The sequence below is a fragment of the Serratia sp. M24T3 genome (assembly GCF_000257645.1).
Classification (GTDB): domain Bacteria; phylum Pseudomonadota; class Gammaproteobacteria; order Enterobacterales; family Enterobacteriaceae; genus Rouxiella.
Map to the genome: position 1 here is coordinate 26221 of NZ_AJHJ01000001.1, position 21929 is coordinate 48149.

At 52.1% G+C, this 21929-nt stretch carries 15 protein-coding genes; 4 read left to right on the forward strand and 11 right to left on the reverse strand.

Annotated elements, in window-relative coordinates; all coding sequences use genetic code 11:
* Positions 1-12 precede the first annotated feature (12 nt).
* The 4 genes from SPM24T3_RS00075 to dgt all read right to left on the reverse strand — a co-directional run bounded on the left by SPM24T3_RS00075 (position 13) and on the right by dgt (position 6300).
* Positions 13-1365, reverse strand: a complete 1353-nt coding sequence (locus SPM24T3_RS00075; protein WP_009634624.1) for an MFS transporter — start codon at positions 1363-1365, stop codon at positions 13-15.
* 373 nt (positions 1366-1738) lie between these two features.
* The gene (locus tag SPM24T3_RS00080) at positions 1739-2896 is read right to left on the reverse strand and encodes a CdaR family transcriptional regulator (protein ID WP_009634625.1); all 1158 of its coding nucleotides are present in this window, start codon (positions 2894-2896) and stop codon (positions 1739-1741) included.
* Between the two features lie 216 nt (positions 2897-3112).
* Entirely contained in the window at positions 3113-4576 is a 1464-nt protein-coding gene (gene degP, locus SPM24T3_RS00085; RefSeq protein WP_009634626.1) for a serine endoprotease DegP, read from the reverse strand.
* A 206-nt stretch (positions 4577-4782) separates the two neighbouring features.
* Positions 4783-6300 (reverse strand): dGTPase, encoded by a 1518-nt coding sequence (dgt, locus tag SPM24T3_RS00090; RefSeq protein WP_009634627.1) that lies wholly within the window; start codon positions 6298-6300, stop codon positions 4783-4785.
* Positions 6301-6477: 177 nt separating this feature from the next.
* Here dgt and mtnN point away from each other — a divergent pair, with 177 nt between their 5' ends.
* Positions 6478-7185, forward strand: a complete 708-nt coding sequence (gene mtnN, locus SPM24T3_RS00095; protein WP_009634628.1) for a 5'-methylthioadenosine/S-adenosylhomocysteine nucleosidase — start codon at positions 6478-6480, stop codon at positions 7183-7185.
* A 40-nt stretch (positions 7186-7225) separates the two neighbouring features.
* Positions 7226-8032 (forward strand): vitamin B12 ABC transporter substrate-binding protein BtuF, encoded by an 807-nt coding sequence (btuF, locus tag SPM24T3_RS00100; RefSeq protein ID WP_009634629.1) that lies wholly within the window; start codon positions 7226-7228, stop codon positions 8030-8032.
* Between the two features lie 56 nt (positions 8033-8088).
* Here btuF and erpA read toward each other — a convergent pair whose 3' ends face one another.
* Complete coding sequence (gene erpA / locus SPM24T3_RS00105) at positions 8089-8463, reverse strand: iron-sulfur cluster insertion protein ErpA (RefSeq protein WP_009634630.1); 375 nt, start codon at positions 8461-8463, stop codon at positions 8089-8091.
* 134 nt (positions 8464-8597) lie between these two features.
* On the reverse strand, positions 8598-10040 hold the full coding sequence (gene clcA, locus SPM24T3_RS00110) for a H(+)/Cl(-) exchange transporter ClcA (protein ID WP_009634631.1): 1443 nt from the start codon (positions 10038-10040) through the stop codon (positions 8598-8600).
* A gap of 242 nt (positions 10041-10282) precedes the next feature.
* On the opposite strand from clcA, the gene hemL reads away from it, so the two are divergent.
* On the forward strand, positions 10283-11563 hold the full coding sequence (hemL, locus tag SPM24T3_RS00115) for a glutamate-1-semialdehyde 2,1-aminomutase (RefSeq protein ID WP_009634632.1): 1281 nt from the start codon (positions 10283-10285) through the stop codon (positions 11561-11563).
* A gap of 193 nt (positions 11564-11756) precedes the next feature.
* The gene (locus SPM24T3_RS00120; RefSeq protein ID WP_009634633.1) at positions 11757-12527 is read left to right on the forward strand and encodes a hypothetical protein; all 771 of its coding nucleotides are present in this window, start codon (positions 11757-11759) and stop codon (positions 12525-12527) included.
* 96 nt (positions 12528-12623) lie between these two features.
* Here the strand turns inward: SPM24T3_RS00120 and fhuB are convergent, their stop codons facing one another.
* The 5 genes from fhuB to mrcB all read right to left on the reverse strand — a co-directional run bounded on the left by fhuB (position 12624) and on the right by mrcB (position 21751).
* Positions 12624-14612 (reverse strand): Fe(3+)-hydroxamate ABC transporter permease FhuB, encoded by a 1989-nt coding sequence (gene fhuB, locus SPM24T3_RS00125; protein WP_009634634.1) that lies wholly within the window; start codon positions 14610-14612, stop codon positions 12624-12626.
* Positions 14609-15502 (reverse strand): Fe(3+)-hydroxamate ABC transporter substrate-binding protein FhuD, encoded by an 894-nt coding sequence (gene fhuD / locus SPM24T3_RS00130; protein WP_009634635.1) that lies wholly within the window; start codon positions 15500-15502, stop codon positions 14609-14611. The genes fhuB and fhuD overlap by 4 nt, the downstream gene beginning before the upstream one ends.
* A 207-nt stretch (positions 15503-15709) precedes the next feature.
* A complete protein-coding gene (gene fhuC / locus SPM24T3_RS00135) occupies positions 15710-16522 on the reverse strand; it encodes a Fe3+-hydroxamate ABC transporter ATP-binding protein FhuC (protein WP_009634636.1) in 813 nt (270 codons plus the stop codon).
* A 70-nt stretch (positions 16523-16592) separates the two neighbouring features.
* Positions 16593-18839: a ferrichrome porin FhuA gene (gene fhuA, locus SPM24T3_RS00140; protein WP_009634637.1), complete on the reverse strand. Its 2247-nt coding sequence runs from the start codon at positions 18837-18839 to the stop codon at positions 16593-16595.
* Between the two features lie 278 nt (positions 18840-19117).
* Positions 19118-21751 carry a bifunctional glycosyl transferase/transpeptidase gene (gene mrcB, locus SPM24T3_RS00145; RefSeq protein ID WP_009634638.1) on the reverse strand — a complete coding sequence of 878 codons (2634 nt, stop codon included), beginning with the start codon at positions 21749-21751 and terminating at the stop codon, positions 19118-19120.
* Between the last annotated feature and the right edge of the window lie 178 nt (positions 21752-21929).

The window sequence follows — 21929 nt, forward strand, 5'->3', positions numbered from 1 at the left end:
TTTATATTGGCTTTATGCGTAGGACTTAAGTTCGATACGCTCGATTTTCTGGACAATAAACAGGAAGCTGACTACCGCAACCAGTGCATGGATTGCGACATAAAGCAGTGCGCCGTCAAACGAGCCTGTGGCAGCGATGATGTAACCGATGGCGATGGGAGTAATGATCCCGGAGATGTTGCCGCACATATTGAACAGACCGCCGCTCAGGCCGCTAATCTCTTTCGGCGCGGTATCGGCCAATACGGCCCAGCCCAGCGCGCCGATCCCCTTACCAAAGAAGGCAGCTGCCATTACCGCGACCACAATCCATTCTGTCGATACGTAATTACAAATCACCATCGACATCGACATCAGCATGCCAAGTACAATCGGGAGTTTGCGGGCAAAGGTCAGAGAATGGGTACGCCGCATCAGATAATCAGAAATGACGCCACCGAGAATACCGCCGAGGAAGCCCATGATCGCCGGGATCGACGCCACCATACCGGCCTTGAGGATCGACATACCTTTTTCCTGCACCAAATAGATGGGGAACCAGGTAATAAAAAAGTAAGTCAGCGCATTAATACAATATTGGCCGAGATAAATGCCGATCATCATGCGGTTTGAGAGCAGCTGTTTGATTTGCTGCACCCTCGTGCCTTTGCCAATAACCTTGCCGCCTTTATTCTCCTGGTGATCCATATTGATCAATGCACCACCTGCCTCGATGTAGTCCAGCTCGGCCTGATTAGCTTTGGGATGATCTTTAGGATCGTAAATAACCTTGAGCCAGATAAAGCTCAGGATAATTCCAAGGCCGCCCATAAAGAAGAATACGTGTGACCAGCCTACCGCCGAGGTTAGCCAGCCCATGATCGGCGCAAAGATCACCGTGGCGAAATACTGGGCGGAGTTGAAAATAGATACCGCAGTGCCGCGCTCTTGCGCCGGAAACCAGGCAGCAACGATACGGCTATTACCGGGGAAGGAAGGTGATTCGGCGAGTCCGACCAAAAAGCGTAAAGCAAATAACGCGACAACAATGCCGAAGCCGTGGAAAATATCTACAAAGCCTTGTAACAGCGTAAACAGCGACCAGATAAAGATGCTGTAGAAATATACTTTTTTGGAGCCGAACTTATCGAGCAACCAGCCGCCAGGAATTTGGCCGATAACATAAGCCCATGAGAAAGCAGAAAAGATATATCCCATCCCGATTGAATCGAGGCCTATATCTTTCGCCATTGCGGAACCGGCAATTGACAGCGTTGCCCGGTCACCGTAGTTGAAAGAGGTCACGATAAATAGCATCACAACAATCCAGTAGCGAGCATTGGTTCTTTTTTTTGTCATACTCTCCGCCGAGCTGATTGTAACCATGGTGTTCTCCAAAGAGAGGAAGATCGAGAAGCTCAAAACTGATTAGGAAAAATTGTAGGGTTCAGCATTGAGCTCGTACAAAACAAGGCGTCACGCTATTCATGAAAACGTCATTCTTATTAGAAAATTCATTGGAACAGGTTACCGACGGTAATCCGCTTTTCAGGCGGCAAATACCACGGATAAACATGACGATAGTCAGTATAGGAGCAAGCAACGGGTGCCTCATTAGGCAAATCAACAAGCTTAAGGCCCAAAAAAGAATTAGATTGTTGCACCTGCACAAGGCGATGCGAATTAGCTCACGAATTGATTACAGGCCGTAAAAGCCTCGTCACTCACGGCGAAAAATGGGATTGTGCGATTAGTCTATTTAGCGATCGTCATCAAGTTGCAAGGCGACATATAACAAAAGGCGATCGTCGAAATTACCCAAATCCAGACCGGTTAATTCAGAGATCCGATTAAGACGATATTCAAGCGTATTGCGATGGATATATAACGCCTTCGAAGTGGCAGTCGGTTGCACGTTGTGGCTAAACCAGGCGCTCAGGGTGCGCCTCAATAATCCGTTACCGTCAGTGGCTTTCAAACGCGCCAGCGGACGCACCAGCTCATCGGCCTGCCATCCCCCGCGTAAACTGTCGAGCAGCACTGGCAAGATCAAATCCTGATAAAAATAGCAACGCTGATCCGGCATACGCTGTTTGCCTACTGACATGGTAGTTTTAGCGGTGCGATACGAACGGGCTATACTCCCCGGGCCGGTAAAGAAGTTGCCCAGCGACAGACGGACTCGCAGTCGACCGCTCTCGGTCATTCTGGAGAGCAGGTGATCGACCCGCTGGCGGTGTGACTCCGGGTCCCAACGGTCGTAACTGTTCAGCGCCGGTTTCAGCACCACCATTTCGGTCAGCGACACAATAGCGATGAGATTGTCGCGCTCGGGCGTGGTCAACAGTTGCTGCAACTGCTGCAGCTCAGCCATGGCGGTATCGACGCCAAGCTGGCCGCTGTCCACTTCGACCACCGCTACAACGCGCGGCTTGTTGACATCAATGCCCAAACGCTGTGCCCACTCCATCAGCGCCGGAGTCAACTCATCCATGCGGATCAGATTGAGGACCAGCTCCTCTCGCAGGCGGCTGTCCTGGGCCAGCATATGCAGTAAACGCGCCTGTTCAAGCATCATTTCCGCCGTCATGCACACGAGTTCGCCGTATTGCCGCAGCTGGGCTGGATTGCCAGTCAGGCCAATTACACCGACTATCTCCCCGTCAATGCGCAGCGGCAGGTTGATACCTGGACGAACGCCGTGCAGATGGCGCGCCACGCCCTCATCAATATCCACCACCCGCTGCTGGGAAATACTCAACAAAGCACCTTCATGCAACTCACCTAGCCGTTGATCGTCGCCGCTGCCAATAATTTTCCCACGGGAATCCATCACATTAATATTGCTATCAATGATTTGCATGGTACGGGCAACGATAGTCTGTGCCAGCTTTGCATCCAGGTGATATACCGCCATAAGTCGCTGCTCTTTTTAATTAGATTGTTTTAAACAGAATAGACATGGTGGAAAGGTCATACATTGTGCAAACGCCCAAAGCTGAAAAAATCAGCTCAGAGTTGGGAGTACCATCACAGTTTGAACGGTCTTAGTTAGGCGAATGCCCATACCGGAATGAGAAAAGGCAGACCGAAGTCTGCCTTGGATAACTTGAGTTGATGTCTTACGAGGTGATTACTGGGCCAGCAGGTAAATCTGTGTATCACCGCGCTGAATATCCAGCGCCAGCACGCCCGGCTTGGTATCCAGAATTTTGCGCAGGTCGCCAAGGTTATTGACCGGCTGCTGGTTAACGCCGTGGATGATGTCGCCTTTCTTCAGACCCACGCGCGCGGCGGCGGTGCCTGGTTTAACGGTATCAACTTTAACGCCTTTCTGGCCGCCAACATCGCTGTTGCTGAGTTCAGCCCCTTCAATACCGGTGTAAACCGTAGCGGAAGCAGTCTGCGATGGCTGAGTGCTTTGCTGCAGAGTCACGTCAACATTCAACGGCTTGCCGTCACGCAGGATGCCGATGGAGATTTTGGTACCAATCGCCATAGTCCCCACGTCTGCACGGAAGGAGGCGAAGCTGCTGATAGGTTTACCGTTCATGCTGACAATCACGTCGCCCGCTTTCAGGCCCGCTTTCTCGGCAGCAGACTTCGGCAATACCTGGCTGATGAATGCGCCGCGCTGAGCATCGACCTTCATCGCTTTAGCCAGCTCGGAATTCAGCTCGGTACCCATGATGCCCAGCTCACCGCGTTTCACCTGACCGTACTCGATCATCTGTTTAGACAGGTTTTGCACCATGTTGCTTGGGATTGCAAAACCGATACCGATGTTGCCGCCGTCCGGGGCCAGAATCGCCGTATTCAGGCCAATCAGTTCACCGTTGAGGTTAACCAGCGCACCGCCGGAGTTACCACGGTTAATTGCCGCATCGGTCTGGATGAAGTTTTCATAATTTTCAATGTTCAGACCGCTTCGGCCCAGCGCAGACACGATGCCCGAGGTGGCGGTTTGGCCCAGACCGTATGGATTACCGATAGCCACAGTGTAGTCACCGACGCGCAGCTGCTCTGAATCGGCAAACTTGATTGCGGTCAGATTTTTAGCGTCGATAAGCTGGATCACTGCGATATCGGACTGTGGATCTTTGCCGATAACTTTAGCGGTAAAACGACGTCCATCGTTAAGCTGTACAGTAATCTTGTTGGCATTTTCAACGACGTGATTGTTGGTGACAACATAGCCTTTCGCAGCATCAATAATGACGCCTGAACCCAGCGCCTGGAAAGCCTGCTTGGCTGGAGCCTGTTGCTGCTGGCCGTCATCGTCACCGTCGTCACCGCCCTGTCCACCTTGTTGGCAGACCGGAGAATTTTGGAATGGGGAACCATCCTGGCAAAGCGGTGAGTTTTCACCGAAGAACTGCTGGAACTGTTGACCCATGCGAGGCGTTTTAACCGGTGCACTACCGTCTATGTTAATACTTACCACCGAAGGCATAACTTTTTCCAGCATCGGCGCCAGGCTTGGCACTTGCGTGTTGCTTGAAGAAGCAGTCTCTGCAGCCAATGCCGATGAAACAGGCGCAACAGCCATACCAACACTTAACGCCAGGGCGCTCAAGAATAGAGTAGTTTTTTTCATCAGAAGAAATCTCTTTAAATTATGTGGTGGCGACAAGTTTTGCCACCTTGCCAGGTAGTCGTAAATTGAGATTTTATTAATAACCCGAAGTTCATCTCCGTCGAATTCACAATAGTAAAAAAGTATTGTCGACATTTACAAAAGCATACTTTTTAATCAGCAGTTTGGGCAATTATTTCACTTAAATTCCGAGCTTTATCACCCGATTATTCGGCAGCCATCAGCCTGCGATATTCGTCGTAAGCATAAAGATCGGTCATACCGCTGATATAATCCTGAATCATTCGCGCGCGGTAATAATATTCACTCACCTGCTTTTCATCTTCGCTGCAATTCTGCAATTTGGCTATCGCTTCGCTGTACGCTAAACGATGCTTGGAAGAGAGTTTATGAAACAGCCTGGTTTCAATAAGATAGCTGCGATGATCGTCTTGCTCAACTAAATGGGTAAATTCGGTCAACGGCATATCCAGCAGCGGGCTATAAATATCCAATAGCCCGCTAATGACTCGATATCCCTGGAGTTCCAACTCCTCCACTTCATAGTGGTTGAAAACATGTTTACGCGCCACGCTTTTATATATTTCCAGCAGGCGATTAGGCTGGCTGTCGTCCTCGAGTAATGCCTGATTGAAGATTCCTGAATATATTGACGATAAATTACTTATAAATCGTTTAGCCGCGTGCGGTACCAGCTGTTTCACCGTTTGTACCCGCAGCTCCATAAAGAAGTAATCCACCGGATTGCGGAACGTTTTGGCGCGATCCATTTTTTGATAAGCAGTCTCGACCACGCTTTCAAAAAGATCGTTTGGCTGGCTCTTTCCCCACTGATATTTAAGGTGCTTATAGAGCTGCTCGACGGTAAAAATGTTTTTTTCCACCGCGTCTTCAAGATCGGCAATACAGTAGGAAATATCATCCGCCGCTTCCATGATGTAAGTCAGTGGAAAACGACTGAATTCACCCAGCTGCAACTCATCGCGCATCCGGCGAATAAACGGCTCTTCCGAGAGGTAAAATCCCGGTTTTTTCATAAGATAATCAAAGGATTCTGGCAAAGAATCAAACCAATAGGCTGGCCTTGTATATTTCAAGATACAGGCGGTCTGACTGAAGGTAAGGTTAAGTTTTAACAGGGTAAAGACCAGTCGGATAGCCTGCGCGTTGCCGTCGAAATGGCACAGATCGTAGCGGACTTTTTTGCGCAGCTGGTTTAATTCCTGGTTCTGCGAATCGAGACGCAGAAAATCCAGGCTACAGTTTTCAAATGCCGAACTGCCGCTTTTAAGGCTGGCGATATCCATCCGTTTTGCAAACCAGTTGTTGATTGCCGATTCGCCAAAATGGCCAAACGGCGGGTTGCCGATGTCGTGCATCAGGCAGGCCATTTCCACAACACTTTCAAAGGGTTCGGTTGATTCACTCAGGCCGAACTTCTCCAGCCCGCCGTCTTTTCTCAGGCGATGCAAGACCTCTTTGGCAATATGACGCCCCACCTGCTGGACCTCCATGGAATGCGTCAGGCGACTGCGCACCGCCGCGTTTTTTTCCAGTGGAAAGACCTGCGTTTTTTGCTGCAGGCGGCGGATGGCAGCAGAATTGATGATCCGCCCGCGATCGCTTTCAAACTGACGGATGATATCGTATTCGTCGGCTGCTGCGAGCGTTGGACTAAAGGGACGTTGGAAGTTGAATTTCGTTTTAAAATCGATCCCAGCCATGATTCCCTACCTTATCAGTCACTTCATCCATTGCGATTGCCCTCGAGCGCTGGCAGCAAACGCATTATTTCTTGCCTTTAGCCATGATAGACTATGCCGCATTGATCGAGGTCGTGTCCAACATGCCCTGCATCGAAATGATGAAGGGAACATTTTTATCTGCTGCGAGTATTCATTATGAAAGTAGGCATTATTGGCGCCATGGAACAAGAAGTTACCCTGCTGCGCGACAAAATCGAAAACCGTCAAACCATTCAGCGTGCTGGCTGTGAAATCTACACCGGCCAGCTGCACGGCGTTGACGTCGCGCTGCTGAAATCCGGCATTGGTAAAGTCTCGGCTGCCATGGGCACGACCCTGCTGCTGGAACACTGCAAACCTGACGTGGTTATCAACACAGGTTCCGCCGGTGGTCTGGCCAAGACCTTGAAAGTAGGCGATATCGTGGTTTCCGAAGAAGTACGTTATCACGACGCCGATGTCACCGCTTTTGGCTATGAGCCGGGCCAGATGGCAGGTTGCCCGCCTTCTTTCGTTGCCGACGCAGCGCTTATCAAGCTGGCGGAGAGCTGTATCACCGGGCTAAATCTGAATGCCGTTCGCGGTCTGATTTGCAGCGGCGATGCCTTTATCAACGGTGCCGAACCTCTTGCTCGCATTCGCAATACCTTCCCAAGCGTAGCTGCTGTAGAGATGGAAGCAGCCGCCGTGGGTCACGTTTGCCACCTGTTCGGTACGCCATTTGTTGTGGTGCGCGCGATTTCCGACGTCGCAGACACTGAATCACACCTGAGCTTTGAAGAGTTCCTGGTGGTTGCCGCCGAGCAGTCAACCCTGATGGTTGATGCAATGCTGAAATCACTGGCTGCCAATCCGCTGCGTTAATCGGCGGTAGATGCGTCACATAACATAAAGGCTGCTCACCTTGCGCAAACTGCTGCTGTTAATCGCCCTGTGGCTGCCTTTGGCGGCGCAGGCGCAGGTTGCCGAAAGGGTGATTAGCCTGGCTCCCAACCTGACCGAGCTGGCTTATGCGGCGGGTCTGGGCGATAAGCTGGTGGCAGTTAGCGCTTACTCAGATTACCCTCCGCAGGCTTTGAGTCTCGAGCAGGTGGCTAATTGGCAGGGGATTAACGTCGAACGGATTTTGGCGTTGAAACCCGATCTGCTGCTAGCGTGGCGCGGGGGAAATCCGCAGCGCCCGCTGGAACAACTGGCCTCGTTTGGCATCCCTATCGTTTATCTGGATCCTGAAAGCGTGGAGCAGGTTGCCGATGCTCTAGAACAATTAGCAGCGTACAGCGCTTCACCCAAAACGGGCCATGACGCGGCGCAACAAATCAGACAACAGCTCGCTGAACTGCGCGCTAACCATCCTAAGAAAACCGCCGTGCCGGTGTTTATACAATTCTCAACCCAGCCACTGTTTACCTCTTCCGGTAAAACCTTGCAGAGCCAGATAGCCAGCCTGTGCGGCGCCGAGAATATTTTTGCCGCTAGTCCGGCGCCCTGGCCGCAGGTGAGCCGCGAGCAGGTGTTAAGCCGACAACCGAAGGCGATCATTTTTCCCGGTAATGAAAAGCAGCAGGCGGATATCCGCACCTTCTGGCAGGGGCAACTCGATGTGCCAATGCTGGCGGTAAACGCTGACTGGTTTAACCGCGCCGGTCCTCGAGTGATGCTGGCTGCGCAGCAGCTATGTGCTGAGATTGATGCGTTGAAACGCCAGTGAGCAAAAAAAACCCCGTGCAAATGCACAGGGTTTTATGTTCAGGCAAATCTTCAGGATTAGATACTGAAAGAGGATCCGCAGCCGCAGGTAGTTTTTGCGTTCGGGTTGGTGACCACAAAGCGTGAACCTTCCAGCCCCTCGGTGTAGTCAACCGATCCGCCGACCAAATATTGCAGGCTCATCGGGTCAACCACCAGCGCAACGCCAGATTTCTCAATGGTCATGTCGCCGTCGTTGATCTTGTCGTCAAAGGTAAAGCCGTATTGGAATCCGCTGCAACCGCCGCCGGTAATATACACGCGAAGTTTCAGCTCGGGATTTTCCTCATCTGCCACCAGATTTTTAACTTTACGAGCAGCGGCTTCAGTAAACTGTAACGGCAGCGCAACATGCTCGTCCAGGGTTGGCTCGCTTAAAATAGGTTCACTCATAGTTTTTGCTCCCAATCCGAATTCTGTTCAGGCCGCCGGATTGACTGTCTGAATAATGAACTGATTATCTTATACCTGCATCTTAGATACAAGTATGGGCCGTTTTCATCACCGCGTCCCGCAAAATTTAAGGCTTATTTTTGCGTAACCGTGCTCTCTGCCTGGGCAGTCTGACGCGCGGCCAAATTCGCCTGTTCGCGTTCCTGCTTCTGTAACGTGCGGGTTAAAAGTGCAGAATACAAGGGCTTGCCGCCAAGAAACTGGGCCAGCAGCGTCGCACCGAGACAGGTGATGATCATCGGTAAAATCAGCTGATAATTTTCGGTCATCTCCAATACCAGCACGATGCCAGTCAGCGGCGCTCGCACTGTAGCGGCAAACAATGCTCCCATCCCGGCAATAGCGAAGGTTCCCGGCTGAATACCATATTGTGGAAACATCGCCGCCGCGGCCATGCCAAAAGCGGTGCCTAGCAGCGTGCCCAGCGCCAGCATCGGGGCAAAAATCCCGCCCGGCGCACCCGATGAGAAGCACAACAGTGTCGTGACCACGCGGGTGATAAAAATAAACAGCAGCGCTCCGAGCGAATAAGTCCCCATCGCCGCCAGCGGGATCAGCGCAAAACCACCACCGGCAGCTTCGGGTTTAATCAATCCCAACAACCCGCAAACGCCGCCGAGCAGGCCTCCAATCAGCAGGATCTTTTGTAGATTTCCACCGTGAATACGGGCGAAAAAATCCTGAGTGCGAAATATCAGCGCATTGAAACAGACGCCTACAATGCCAAACACCATGCCCAGCACCAGATAGAGCCAAAAAGTATTCAGTGATACATTTGCCAGCACGCCAACGTTAATAACCGCCCTTTCACCGTTGAATAAGCGGTAAACAATGCTCGACATAATTACGCCGATAAACACCGCTTTAACTGAAATAAGGCTGTAGCGAAACTGCAAGCGCATCTCTTCGATGATAAAAAGAATCCCCGCCAGCGGTGCATTAAACGCGGCGGAAAGTCCTGCCGCTGCACCGGTTGCCAGCAGACTGTGACGAGCTTCGGCGCTGCGCATGCGGAAAATATCAGCCAGCATCTTGCCAAGGTTTGCGCCCATCTGCACCGTAGGCCCTTCTCGCCCCAGCACCATACCCGCGCCCAGAGTGCCCATCCCGCCGACAAACTTTACCGGAATGACTCGCCACCAGCGCACCGGCCGCAGCTCTTCCAGCGCCCCTTCGATTTCCGGAATCCCCGAACCACTCGCTTCAGGAGCAAATTTGCGTACCAGATAATAACCGACCATCGCCAGTAGAGCCGAAACGATAAAGGTCAGCGGCCACAGCAGCCAGAAGTGGCCGCTTACGCTGTCCAGCCCAGAAAGCCTGACATGTTGTACCCAGTCGACGGCTTTTTCGAACGCCACGCCAAGCAGGCCAGCCACGATCCCCACCAACGCGGCAACGATAAGAATAGCGACCGGCGTTTTATCGCGGCGCAAAAATTGACGCAGAATGACGCTGGGTCTTCTGCGCTCGGGGAGGCCTGAGACATCAGGGCTAGTTTCGAGAGATTCTTTCATGATGTTCTTTTTAATGAAGAAGAATGAAAATCAGACTGAAGAGTTAACCATAAAAATCGCATATTCAGTATGCATAATATATTTCTTAACCTTTCACAGGCCGTGAAACATTTCCTATCGACGCTATGTTCTCTAGAATAGGGCACATCGTCCGGCGGTCCATGAAGATCGTCGTGCCACTATACTATTTTTCTTAGTGCGAGCTTATCCTCTCAGCACGAAAAAAAACCAGGAGCCGATCAATGAGTAAGTCAGAAAGTTTATTCACCCAAGCGCAAACGCTGATCCCCGGTGGTGTTAACTCGCCGGTTCGCGCGTTCAATGGCGTTGGCGGTGCCCCACTATTCATTGAACGCGCCGACGGTGCGTTGTTATACGATGCCGACGGCAATTCCTATATCGACTACGTTGGTTCTTGGGGACCCATGGTCCTGGGCCACAACAATGCCAGGATCCGCAACGCTGTCATTGAAGCTGCCGAACGCGGCTTGAGCTTCGGCGCGCCGACCGAGCAAGAAATTACCATGGCCGATCTGGTGACGGGTCTTGTGCCGAGTATGGACATGGTGCGCATGGTTAACTCTGGCACCGAAGCGACCATGAGCGCGATTCGTCTGGCCCGTGGTTACACCCATCGCGACAAGATCATCAAATTTGAAGGCTGCTATCACGGCCACGCCGACTGCCTGCTAGTAAAAGCCGGCTCAGGCGCGTTGACTCTCGGCCAGCCAAACTCCCCGGGCGTACCGGCTGATTTTGCGAAGCACACCTTAACCTGTACCTATAACGATCTGTCCTCGGTTCGCGCGGTGTTCGAACAGTATCCGACAGACGTCGCCTGTATCATCGTGGAGCCGGTTGCAGGCAACATGAACTGCGTGCCGCCGTTGCCGGAATTCCTGCCGGGCCTGCGTGCGCTGTGCGACGAGTTTGGCGCGCTGCTGATTATTGACGAAGTGATGACCGGTTTCCGCGTCGCGCTCGGCGGTGCTCAGGAATATTACAACGTGAAACCTGACCTGACCTGTCTGGGCAAAATCATCGGCGGCGGTATGCCGGTAGGCGCATTCGGCGGTCGTCGCGACGTGATGCAGGCGCTGGCACCAACCGGACCTGTTTACCAGGCCGGTACACTGTCGGGCAACCCAATCGCCATGGCGGCGGGCATTGCCTGTTTGACTCAGGTTGCAGAACCGGGCGTCCATCAGAAACTCACCGACCTGACCACACAGCTGGCAGAAGGCCTGAAAGCCGCCGCAGCAGCAGAAAACATTCCGTTCGTGGTCAATCACGTTGGCGGTATGTTTGGCCTATTCTTCTCTGAACTGCCAACCATCACCAGCTACGATGATGTGATGAAAAGCAACGTGGAACGCTTCAAAAAGTTCTTCCATTTAATGTTGGAAGAAGGTGTTTATCTGGCACCTTCCGCGTTTGAAGCGGGCTTTATGTCACTGGCCCATACGCCGGAAGATATTCAGCATACAGTCGATGCAGCGCGTCGCAGCTTCGCCAAACTTTAATACTATTTAACATTAATCCATCAGGGTCAGTTCGGGCTTAAACACCTCACTGGCCCTGATTTTTTTGTGATTTAATCTTAATTCCTCTCGATTAGTCTGATTTTTATCTGAGTTAAATTTCACATAAGCCAAATTACTCGCTACCTTTATTGAGATAGTTAACTTTTTCTTATCAATAGAGAGGGGAAATATTATGGCAAATGGATTTCCAGAAGGTAACTTCCGACTAATCAATAAAGACACCGGCCACTGCCTGGCTAGCTTTTACGGCGGCCAATCTTATGGTCAGCAGGATGCCTATGACCGTTTAACCGGTGAGAAAGGTTCAATTACCTACTCACATACCAACGATAGAGTTTTCGGAATTCGCTCTAAGCCACAAGGTGAAGATATTGAACTGTGGTGGTTCGACAGTTCAAAAGATTCCTGGGGCACCCCAAAAAACTATCTTTATAATTTAATTACTGATATTCGCTCTCGCTGGGTACTACAACCTAACTCTGCTCAATCCTATAGTCCAAGCCCGATTGGACCTAAGCTTGAGGATTTTGTCACCCCAGGCGGCAATTTTATGGAGGTCTATTCAGCGTATCAAAGGATTGAAAATCGCAGATATGACTTCGAGGAAATGCGGAATGTTCCTGAAAAATATCAAAAGCAATACTTAAGCCGGTTTGATGAGCAAACCCGAAAGGACTATGAGCTTTTCGTCAAGATGTATCCCGCCGATGCCCCCCAAAAATTCAGCTATCCACTGAAAGACATCACCGAACCTGCCGTGGGTTTGAGAATGTTTGGCGCGGGACGAGAAGGCGTTAAGTCGTGGCGCTATGAGGACGGCTTTATCTATGTCAGCGGCGATTGGTATACCGTCCTGACCATTGCCTATAAAACGGATAGCGACGAAGCCGTAGCCGTTTTAACCAAGCGTGGTGCGCCGAATCAACAGTGGAAATTTAGTTAATTTAGCACCGGATAGCCGAGATTTTGTTGATAAGTCTAGGGTAAAACAGCGCGTAATCCTGATAATTTCCTGATTACGCGCTGAGTAATTCCTGATTTATGACGCCTGTTTACGCAACAGGTAGATAAAGTATGGTGCGCCAATAAAGGTTGCCAGCAGCCCTGCCGGGATCTGATTGGGGAAGATAATCATCCGCCCGCACCAGTCGGCCAGCATCATCAGTAATCCACCCATCACACTCGCTACCATCCACTGCGGAATAGCCCGGCGGAAACCCAGCATTCTCGCCATATGTGGGGCCATTAGTCCGACAAAACTCAGCGGCCCGACGGTCAAGGTCGCCACAGCGGTCATTATTGCCGTCAATGCCAGCAATGCTATGCGCGTCGGCGTAAGTGCAAGCCCTACCGCACGACCGGTCACGCTGCCGAGTGGCAAAATATTGATCCACCGGCGACAGAACGGCACCAGCATCAACAGCACCAGAGCAATAATACCAGTACGCCAGGCCTGGGCCGCAGTAACCGAATAGGTCGAGCCAGAGATCCACGACAGTAAATCGCCCATCCGAGGATCGCCACTGGCCATCAGCATTACCAGTATCGTGTTGAACACAGTGCTCAGGGCTATACCGGTTAATAGCATGCGCTCTGCCGAAAATTGCCTCAGGCCGGAAACCAGCAGAATAATGCCTAAAGTTGCCGCTGCGCCAAGGCTCCCCGCAGGTAACAGCCACACGAACGCGTCGCCAGGCACCAGAAACAACATCAGCACCACGCCAAAGGTTGCACCCGAGCTGATACCCAACACTTCTGGACTGGCCATCGGATTGCCGGTCAGCTTTTGAATGATTACGCCAGCAGAAGCCAGCATGACTCCCGCCGCCAATGCGGCAAACACTCGCGGCGTGCGCCAGGGCAACAGCAGGTTCAGCTGATGGCCCAGCGACCAGTGCCATCCTTGCGCGTTACGGCCAAAGCACAGCGCGACCACCAAGCCCATGAGTAGCAAAATGCCCGCCAGCAGCATCCAGCGAACCAGATGATGCCGCTCTTTGGGGATGTGATCGCCCTGATTCATTGGAGGCGGCACGGCGCTATGACGTAAACGCGGCAGCAACCACAGCAGGATCGGCGCGCCCACTAATGCGGTGGCCGCACCGGTAGAAATTTCAGTCCACACGCCAGCCAGCCAAAGTACAATTTGGTCAGTAAGCCACAGCAACAAGGCGCCAATCAATGGCGCGAGTATTAAACGCGTGCTCAGACGGCGAGCGCCCAATGTTCTTGCCAGTAGCGGAGCGAATAGCCCGACAAAGCCGATAATTCCCACCGCGTTTACTAACTGCGCACTCAAGAAAATCGCCAGCGCCAGTACTGTGAAACGAGCGGCTGACAAGCCAAGTCCCAGATTTTTGGCGACGCCATCATCGAGCCCCAGCAGTGTCATTGGGCGTTGCATCAAGAAAGCCAACAGCCAAACGATCGCGACTCTGGGAAGCAGGAACGCCGTGGTTGTCCAGTCCTGCTGATTCAACGAGCCGGTGTTCCACAGATAAATGCTTTGCAGTTGCTGATAGTTAAACAGCCCGAGCAGGCTGCTGACCGCGCCGCAATAAAGGCCCAGCACCAGACCGGCGAGGATCAGTGTCACCGGCGACATCCTCTTGCCCCACGCCACGCCAAAGACCAGAAGCCCGACCACAATCGCGCCAATCATTGCGGCAAACTGCTGGGTGATTTCGCCTCCCGGCAAGCTCCACAGGGTTGCGACAGTCAGGCCAAGTTGCGCACCGGCAGAAACGCCCAGCGTCGAAGGCTCGGCCAGCGGATTGCGCAGAACCTGCTGAAACAATAGCCCAACCAATCCAAGTCCAGCCCCGGCAAGCATTGCTACCGTGACGCGCGGCATCAGGCTGTAATGAAACAGCATCTGCTGCACGTCGTCGATGTTTGGCTGCCACAGCGCCCGATGCCAGAGTGCAAAAGGTAGCTGATTATGCAGATTATAAACACTGAGCAGCGAACAAATGACCGCAATGGTGATTAACAGAGTCAGCGTCAGGCTGAGATTGCGTCGATTCATAATGGCTTACCGAGTGTGGTCGACAGGATATGGCAAAAACGCATGGCGCTAATTGTGGCGCCATAGAACCAGACGGCGGGTACTACGTTGAGCTGTTTTTCACGTACGAAAGATAGCGACTGCCACAGCGGCGATTTTGACACTTCGTCGATCAGGGCCGAACTACCGTGATCGAAGCACAGGGCTCGGGCGTGCTTGATTGACGCCAAGCGCTCTATGCCAACTGTCACGCTGCCCCAAAAGCTTTTCTCGCCTTTCCAGGCGTTGGTCAGCCCTATTTCGTTCATCACTTCCTGCAATAAACTGCCTTCGCCGAAAACCAGTACGTGGCGTTTATCCAAAAAGGAGAACAGTAATAATGGCCGATCGGTGGCAGCCTTCACCTGTTGTCGAGTCTGCTCCAGCACCTGCTGATAGGCCTGCAGATGCGTCGCCGCGCGCTCCTGCAACCCCAGATAATCGGCCAGTTTATGCAGCGAGCGGATCGCCTGTTGCAGCGGATGCCCGGTGCCATCATTAGCGAGCACGCTTAATACCGGAGCAATCGGCGCCAGTTGACTGGCTTTTGGACCATAACCTTGTGAAACCAGGATCAGCGATGGCGCTAGCTGCTGCATCAACTCAAGATTCGGCGCAGTGCGTTGCCCGACCTCGATAACCGACGGGGCAAGTTTTGGCTCTTCGACCCACAGGTTATAGTTGGGGATGTCCGCAATGCCCATTGGCATCACGCCCAGTGCAATCAACAGCTCGGCGGGTAACCATTCAAGGGCGATAATGCGACTCAGACTCGTGCCGGGAGTACTAAAAGCCGGCAAGGCTGCCGCGAGTGGGGTCAGCGCCATTATCTGCAACAGACGACGGCGAGTTAAATTATTTAAATCAATCATTCCAAACCAATCCGCAAATTAATTGGAGGTGCAACCAGGCAGCAAGTGGATGACAATTCGGCCGGAAACCGCGTTGAGCCAAACTTGCGTAAATCCAAAGGATGAGCCGCGGGGACGTGAATCAAAGTTTCGATGCGCTTGCTCAAGTAATTGATTCGGATTAATGAACACCGTGAACACCGTGGCAGCGTCAAGCAAGCAGCCGATTTAAAAAACAAAGCTCACGGGTGCGCCCCCGGCAGGATGCGGCAGTATCCCCATCGGAATGCCATATACGTTCTCCAGCACCTCGCCTTTCATCATCTCGGCGGGAGTCCCTTCGGCAATCATTTCGCCGCCGCGCAATGCCACCAGTCGGTCACAGTAGCGAGCTGCCATATTAATATCATGCAGCACTGCGATAACGGTGAGACCCTTCTCGTGGCTAAGACGCTGAATAAGCGCCAGAACCTCAACCTGATGGGCAATGTCCAGCGCAGAAGTCGGTTCATCAAGCAGCAGACAGCGGCTATCTTGGGCAACCATCATCGCTAACCAGGCGCGCTGACGTTCACCACCAGACAGGCTATCGACCAGGCGCTGGGCAAACGGTTTCAACCCTACCAGCTCAATAGCTTCTTCAACCTTTTCGCGGTCATGCAAGCGAAAGCGCCCTAATGCACCGTGCCAGGGATAACGGCCAATCGCCACCAGCTCGTGCACGGTCATGCCTTCGGCAGCGGGAAGTTGTTGTGGAAGATAGGCTACCTGCCGCGCAAAAGCCTTGCTTTCCCACTGTGCGACCAGCTGTTCATTCAACAGAACACGGCCCGAGGAAGCAGGCTGATGACGACCGAGCATTTTAAGCAGCGTCGATTTCCCGGAACCGTTGTGCCCGATCAGTCCGCAGACTTTTCCCTGTGGAAAGGTCAAAGACAGAGGCGCTAACAGAGTACGTCCCGGCACGGTGAAGCTGACCTGGTCCAGACGATAAACGCTGTCGGCAAGCTCCGTTTTCTGTTCTAGAGTGGCAGTTTTCATAGTGGCCTATCGTTAAGTTTAACGGGCGCATTTTCAGTTGCGCCCGACTATTTCTGCGAGACATAACCTATCAGAAGCGGAAGGTTGCTGTTGCCTGAATCTGGCGATCGGTGCCCCAATAGCAGGCGTAATCACGATAGCAACTGGCAACATATTCGCGGTCAAACAGGTTGTTTACATTGATGCCGACGGATGAGCCGGGCATGCCGAAACGTCCCAAATCGTATTTAACAGTGGCATCAACAAGCGCGTAACCCGCCACGTTGAAGGGCTTGTCGGTGTTATCACCGGTAGTGTAGAAGCTTGAAGTTGCGCCTACGTAACGCACGCCAGAGCCCACGGTCAGGCCGCTTAATGCTGTTTCGTGGAAGGTGTAGTCAGCCCACAGTGATGCCATGTTGCGCGGCACTTCCACCGGGCGCTGGCCCTGATAAGTCGTGTCGTGAGTATATTTTGCATCGGTAAAGGTATAAGAAGCGATTACGTTAATATTGGCATTAACGGCAGCTTTGGCTTCCAGCTCCAGCCCTCTTGAGCGGATCACGCCAGACTGAATGCTAAACGCCGTATTCGCGGGATCAACGGTCAGATTATTATCTTTGGTCAGCTGATAAATGGCAGCCGTGATGCTGATGGGACGATCGTTAGGGATATATTTCAGGCCGGCTTCGTATTGCTTGCCAACGGACGGTTTGAATGGCTGTCCACCAGAGGTTGAACCGGATGTTGGCTCAAACGACTGGCTGTAGCTAAAGTACGGAGATATCCCGTTGTCGAACAGGTAATTCAAACCACCGCGCCAGGTAAATTTGTGGTCGGTTATCGAGGCGGTTGTTTCGGTGCTGCGAGTGAGCGTTGAGGTTTTTGCAATGTCATAGCGACCGCCCGCAGTCAGGATCCAGTGATTCCATTCCGCCTGATCTTGCGCATAGAAACCCGTCTGCTCCTGACGATTCAGAATATGGTAGGCGTAGTAAAGATCCGTCTTGTCATTGCCATATTGCGGAGCCAGCAGATTCAGGTTGGAGGCTGTACCGTAGTCTGCATCAATGTCATTACGCATGCGCATATAATCGACACCCATCAGCAAGGTGTGATCAACCGCACCGGTAGCAAACTTGGCCTGTGCTTGGGTATCTACGTCAAAGTTGCTCAGATTTTCATTGGACTGCACGTAAGCGCGATTCAACGTTGCCGGGGCAGTGTAACCATTGCCATAGAAACCAATGTATTGCGTTTGCAGTTTGGTATAACGCAGATTTTGCCGCACGGTCCAGGTATCGTTGAATTGGTGATCGAAGCTGTAGCCGATCATTTTCTGGTTACGTGACATTTTGTTGCCTGCTTCGCCGTCGTTGAAATCGGTTGGCAGTTTGTGCGCATTGCCCGCCGCATCGTAATACGGCACAACCGTTCCCTGACGCGGCAGCCAGCCATAGAATCCAAGGTAAGGATCGTTCTGGAAATTGCTCAGGAAGGTAAAGTTGGTTTTATCATCAGGACGCCAGCTAAATGAAGGCGCGATGGAATAACGTTTTTCCTTCGACATTTGCTGTTGAGTGTCCTGGCTGTGCGCCACGCCGGTCAGGCGGTAAGAATAAACCCCCGCATCATCAATCGCATCGCTGAAGTCAAAACCGGTCTCATAAAGGTTGTCGGTGCCCATTTTAAACTGAATTTCATGCAACGGCTCGGTGGTTGGACGCTTGCTGACCATGGTGATAACGCCACCTGGATTGCTCTTGCCATACAACACTGATGATGGCCCACGCAGCAGCTCCACACGCTCCAGCATGTAAGGGTCCATCGACACTTCAGAGTAATTGTCGCCCTGTAACTTGATGCCGTCCAGATACTGGTTGGTATTGACTGAGGTGAACCCACGGATTTCGACCGCATCAATCGTGTTTGAGCTGCCACGGTTGGCGAAAATACCCGGCGCATAATTCAGAGCTTCTTTAACCGTTTTCGGCTGACGCATGTCCATCTCTTCGCGAGTAACCACGGAGATAGACTGCGGTGTTTTCACGATCGGCGTATCGGTTTTGGTGCCGCTGGCGCTATGTTTGGCGACAATAGTCGCTGCCGGGCCCCAGGCTGATTCTTGTGCCACGTTGTTAGCGGCATCACCGACGACTGTAATCGTGTCATTTTTTGGCGCACTGATGGCCGTTGTAACCGCAGAGGCTTGAAAAACAAAGCTGGCCATGGCTGCAGCCACGGTTAAGGCAAGTTTGTTGGGAATAAAAGTCTCTGATCTATTTGGAATAATTTTAGTTGAGCAGTTTTTCACAGATGCAGTACGCATTTGAGCCATTGGTTTATCTCTGGAGAAATTTGAATGGGAATGGAAACGATTATTATTATTATAACGATCGCATGATATGCGTAAGCGTAAGGAAACTGCAAGAGCATTTACTTTTATCCATAGCCAAGACAAATAACGTTATCCATGCTTTGTTTGTGGTCAATAAACTGACAGAAAGCTGATAATTAAAGGGCTGGGTTCAGGCGAAAAAAAAGCGCGATTTTCATCGCGCTCTCTGTATAAGACTAATTTTGCTTATGACATGGTGAAAAATAACAGTGTCAGCACTATTTTGAGCCGAACATGTCTTTTATCCAACCTGCTACGCCATTGCTATCTTTCTGCTGGTCTTGCTGAGGCTGCTGCTGCGGTTGGCCCGGCATCTGTTGCTGCTGTTGCTGCTGCAAAAGTTGCTGTTGTTGTTGCTGCTGATAAGCCGCCGCCTGAGAAGCCTGACATAGCTGCTGGGCATTGTCTGTCCATACAGGAATAGTGCGCAGCCCGCCGCCGGTCAATAGGCCGCCGCCACCGTTACAGATAAAGTTTCCGCTGGAGTCAATATTCATCATGCTGACGTCGTCGGGAACTTGCAGATCCAATGGCGTTGGCGTGATATTACCCAGATAGCGGCTGTAGAGCTGCAATGCACCGGTTGCACCCCAAAGTTTGGAAGGCTGGTTATTGTCACGCCCGACCCAGGTAATCGCGACCTGGTTGCCGTCGATACCTGCGAACCAGCTATCACGCAGTTCGTTGGAAGTACCGGTTTTCGCCGCCAGATGCAATTTAGGATATTTCACCGCCAGCGCGCGCGAGGTCCCTTCAGAAACAACCTGTTGCATGGCATACATGGTCAGATAAGCCGCTTCCGACGGAACAACTCGCTCTGCCTGCGGATAGCTCTGATACAGCACCGTGCCATCTTCAGCGATAACCGAGCGAACTGCAGACAACGGTGCCTTGTTGCCGCCGCTGGCAATGGTCTGATACTCCTGCGCAACTTCCATCGGCGTCAGGGCAATCGCACCCAGCAGCATTGATGGCGTCTGACTCAGAGACTCTTTAGGAATACCGAGATTAATCAGCGTTTTGGTTATGTTATCCAACCCGACAGCCATCCCGAGATTAACGGTCGGTACGTTCATAGAACGCGCCAGCGCATCAACCAGCAGTACCTGACCACGGAACTGATTATCATCATTGTGCGGTGACCAGGTCTGGCCGTTCGACAATTTGATCGTCAGCGGTTGGTCAGCCAACACGGTATTCAGACGATATTTATTCGGATCGCTCAACGCGGTCAGATAAGTCGCAGGCTTGGCCAACGAGCCGACCTGACGACGAGCCTGCATCGCACGGTTAAAGCCAGCAAACTGGGTTTCGGCACCCCCAACCATGGCGCGTACTTCACCGGTGTAGCGGTCGACGATTACCATTGCAGTTTCGATGTCGTTGAATCCACTGCGCTTACGCAACAGAGGAACGCCCTCTTCCACCGCTTTCTCGGCACCGTCTTGCGCTATTGGGTCCAGCGTGGTGAAAATTTTCACCCCTGACATGCCGGTAATCTTGTCGCCCAGCTTTTGCTGTAGCTCCTGACGAACCATCTGCATAAATGCCGGCTGAGGAGAAATCACCCCACCTTTTGGCTGCACGCCGAGCGGACGCGCACTGAGCATGTCATACAGCTCTTTGTCGATAATACCCTGCTCTTGCAACAAACGCAGAACCAGGTTGCGACGTTGCAACGCCAGCGTCGGATTACGCCATGGGTTATACAGCGACGCACCTTTGACCATACCGACCAGCAGAGCTTGCTGGTCGAGGCTCAGCTCATCCACCGGACGACCAAAGTAGTACAGGCTCGCCAACGGGAAGCCGCGAATCTGATCGGAACCGCTCTGGCCGAGATAAACTTCGTTCAGATAGAGCTCAAGGATACGGTCTTTGCTGTAGCGACCGTCCATCAACACTGCCATGTAGGCTTCGCGAGCTTTACGCCACAGGGTGCGCTGATTGGTCAAAAACAGGTTTTTAACCAGCTGCTGGGTCAGCGTACTGCCGCCCTGCACCGCATGTCCGGCAGTGATATTCGCCAGGAAAGCGCGACCGATAGAATACGGGCTGATACCGTCATGTTCATAGAAATGGCGGTCTTCAGTGGCTATCAAGGTCTGTACCAGCAGATCCGGGAACCCGGCGCGCGGCACAAACAGGCGCTGCTCACCGTTTGGCGATTGCAGCATGGTTATCAGACGCGGATCGAGACGGAAAATCCCGAAATCGCGATTGTTATCCATGTTTTTGATTTCAGAAAGCTGATTGCCTTTGAAAATCAGCCTGGCGTTGATTTGCCCTTCTTTACCGTCCGGGAAGTCAAACGGACGGCGCAGCAGGTCGATGTTTCCACCTTTAACGCTGAACTCACCCGGGCGTGTAATGCGCGTCACCTGACGGTACTGGGTACCCTCAAGCAGGTTGATCATCTCTTTTTCGGTATAAGGCGAACCTGGCTCCAGCGTTACCATGCGTCCATAAACGGCGGCAGGCAATTGCCAGACTTTGCCATCAATGCGGCTGCGGATTTCGGAATCCAGGTACACGCCGTAGGCGGCCATCAAGACCACAAATATAACGAATAATTTAATCAGCAGTCCCAGCCAGCGGCGTCTTTTACGCGGCTTTTTGCTGTTTCCTGCCTTGCCAGCCTTCCCTGATGCGGCGGTCTTACGGGTCATGCGCGACTCCTGAGGTGCTGCATTGCTTCTAACGTCATCATCTTCTTGCTCATCATCGCCCTGATAGACGTAGCGTGTATCTTCGTCTTCGTCGCGGTTACGACGCGCAGGACGCCCACGTTTGGGCTTGGGGGGTGACGGTTTGCCTTTTCGGCCAATCGGCTCGCGATCATCGCCAGACATACTTAATCTCCATCAGACCCGACTTATAAAAAATGCCGGATGCTATTTACTGCGGTTATAAAAATTTAAATTCTAAAATAAGGGCTGTGTAAAACTGGCGCTTACTCTGTGCCTCACCTTTCACCTCGTCCAGAAGAAAGGTCTGAAAATCCTCTACGTTTCTGAATCTATTGCGGCA

Excerpts from the sequence above, each read along its gene's own strand:
- SPM24T3_RS00120 (WP_009634633.1), top strand. The coding sequence starts at position 11,757 with ATGGCAAATGGATTTCCAGAAGGTAACTTCCGACTAATCAATAAAGAC.
- fhuC (WP_009634636.1), bottom strand. The coding sequence starts at position 16,522 with ATGAAAACTGCCACTCTAGAACAGAAAACGGAGCTTGCCGACAGCGTT.
- fhuB (WP_009634634.1), bottom strand. The coding sequence starts at position 14,612 with ATGAATCGACGCAATCTCAGCCTGACGCTGACTCTGTTAATCACCATT.
- fhuD (WP_009634635.1), bottom strand. The coding sequence starts at position 15,502 with ATGATTGATTTAAATAATTTAACTCGCCGTCGTCTGTTGCAGATAATG.
- hemL (WP_009634632.1), top strand. The coding sequence starts at position 10,283 with ATGAGTAAGTCAGAAAGTTTATTCACCCAAGCGCAAACGCTGATCCCC.
- degP (WP_009634626.1), bottom strand. The coding sequence starts at position 4,576 with ATGAAAAAAACTACTCTATTCTTGAGCGCCCTGGCGTTAAGTGTTGGT.
- mtnN (WP_009634628.1), top strand. The coding sequence starts at position 6,478 with ATGAAAGTAGGCATTATTGGCGCCATGGAACAAGAAGTTACCCTGCTG.
- SPM24T3_RS00080 (WP_009634625.1), bottom strand. The coding sequence starts at position 2,896 with ATGGCGGTATATCACCTGGATGCAAAGCTGGCACAGACTATCGTTGCC.
- clcA (WP_009634631.1), bottom strand. The coding sequence starts at position 10,040 with ATGAAAGAATCTCTCGAAACTAGCCCTGATGTCTCAGGCCTCCCCGAG.
- fhuA (WP_009634637.1), bottom strand. The coding sequence starts at position 18,839 with ATGGCTCAAATGCGTACTGCATCTGTGAAAAACTGCTCAACTAAAATT.
- erpA (WP_009634630.1), bottom strand. The coding sequence starts at position 8,463 with ATGAGTGAACCTATTTTAAGCGAGCCAACCCTGGACGAGCATGTTGCG.
- SPM24T3_RS00075 (WP_009634624.1), bottom strand. The coding sequence starts at position 1,365 with ATGGTTACAATCAGCTCGGCGGAGAGTATGACAAAAAAAAGAACCAAT.
- dgt (WP_009634627.1), bottom strand. The coding sequence starts at position 6,300 with ATGGCTGGGATCGATTTTAAAACGAAATTCAACTTCCAACGTCCCTTT.
- mrcB (WP_009634638.1), bottom strand. The coding sequence starts at position 21,751 with ATGTCTGGCGATGATCGCGAGCCGATTGGCCGAAAAGGCAAACCGTCA.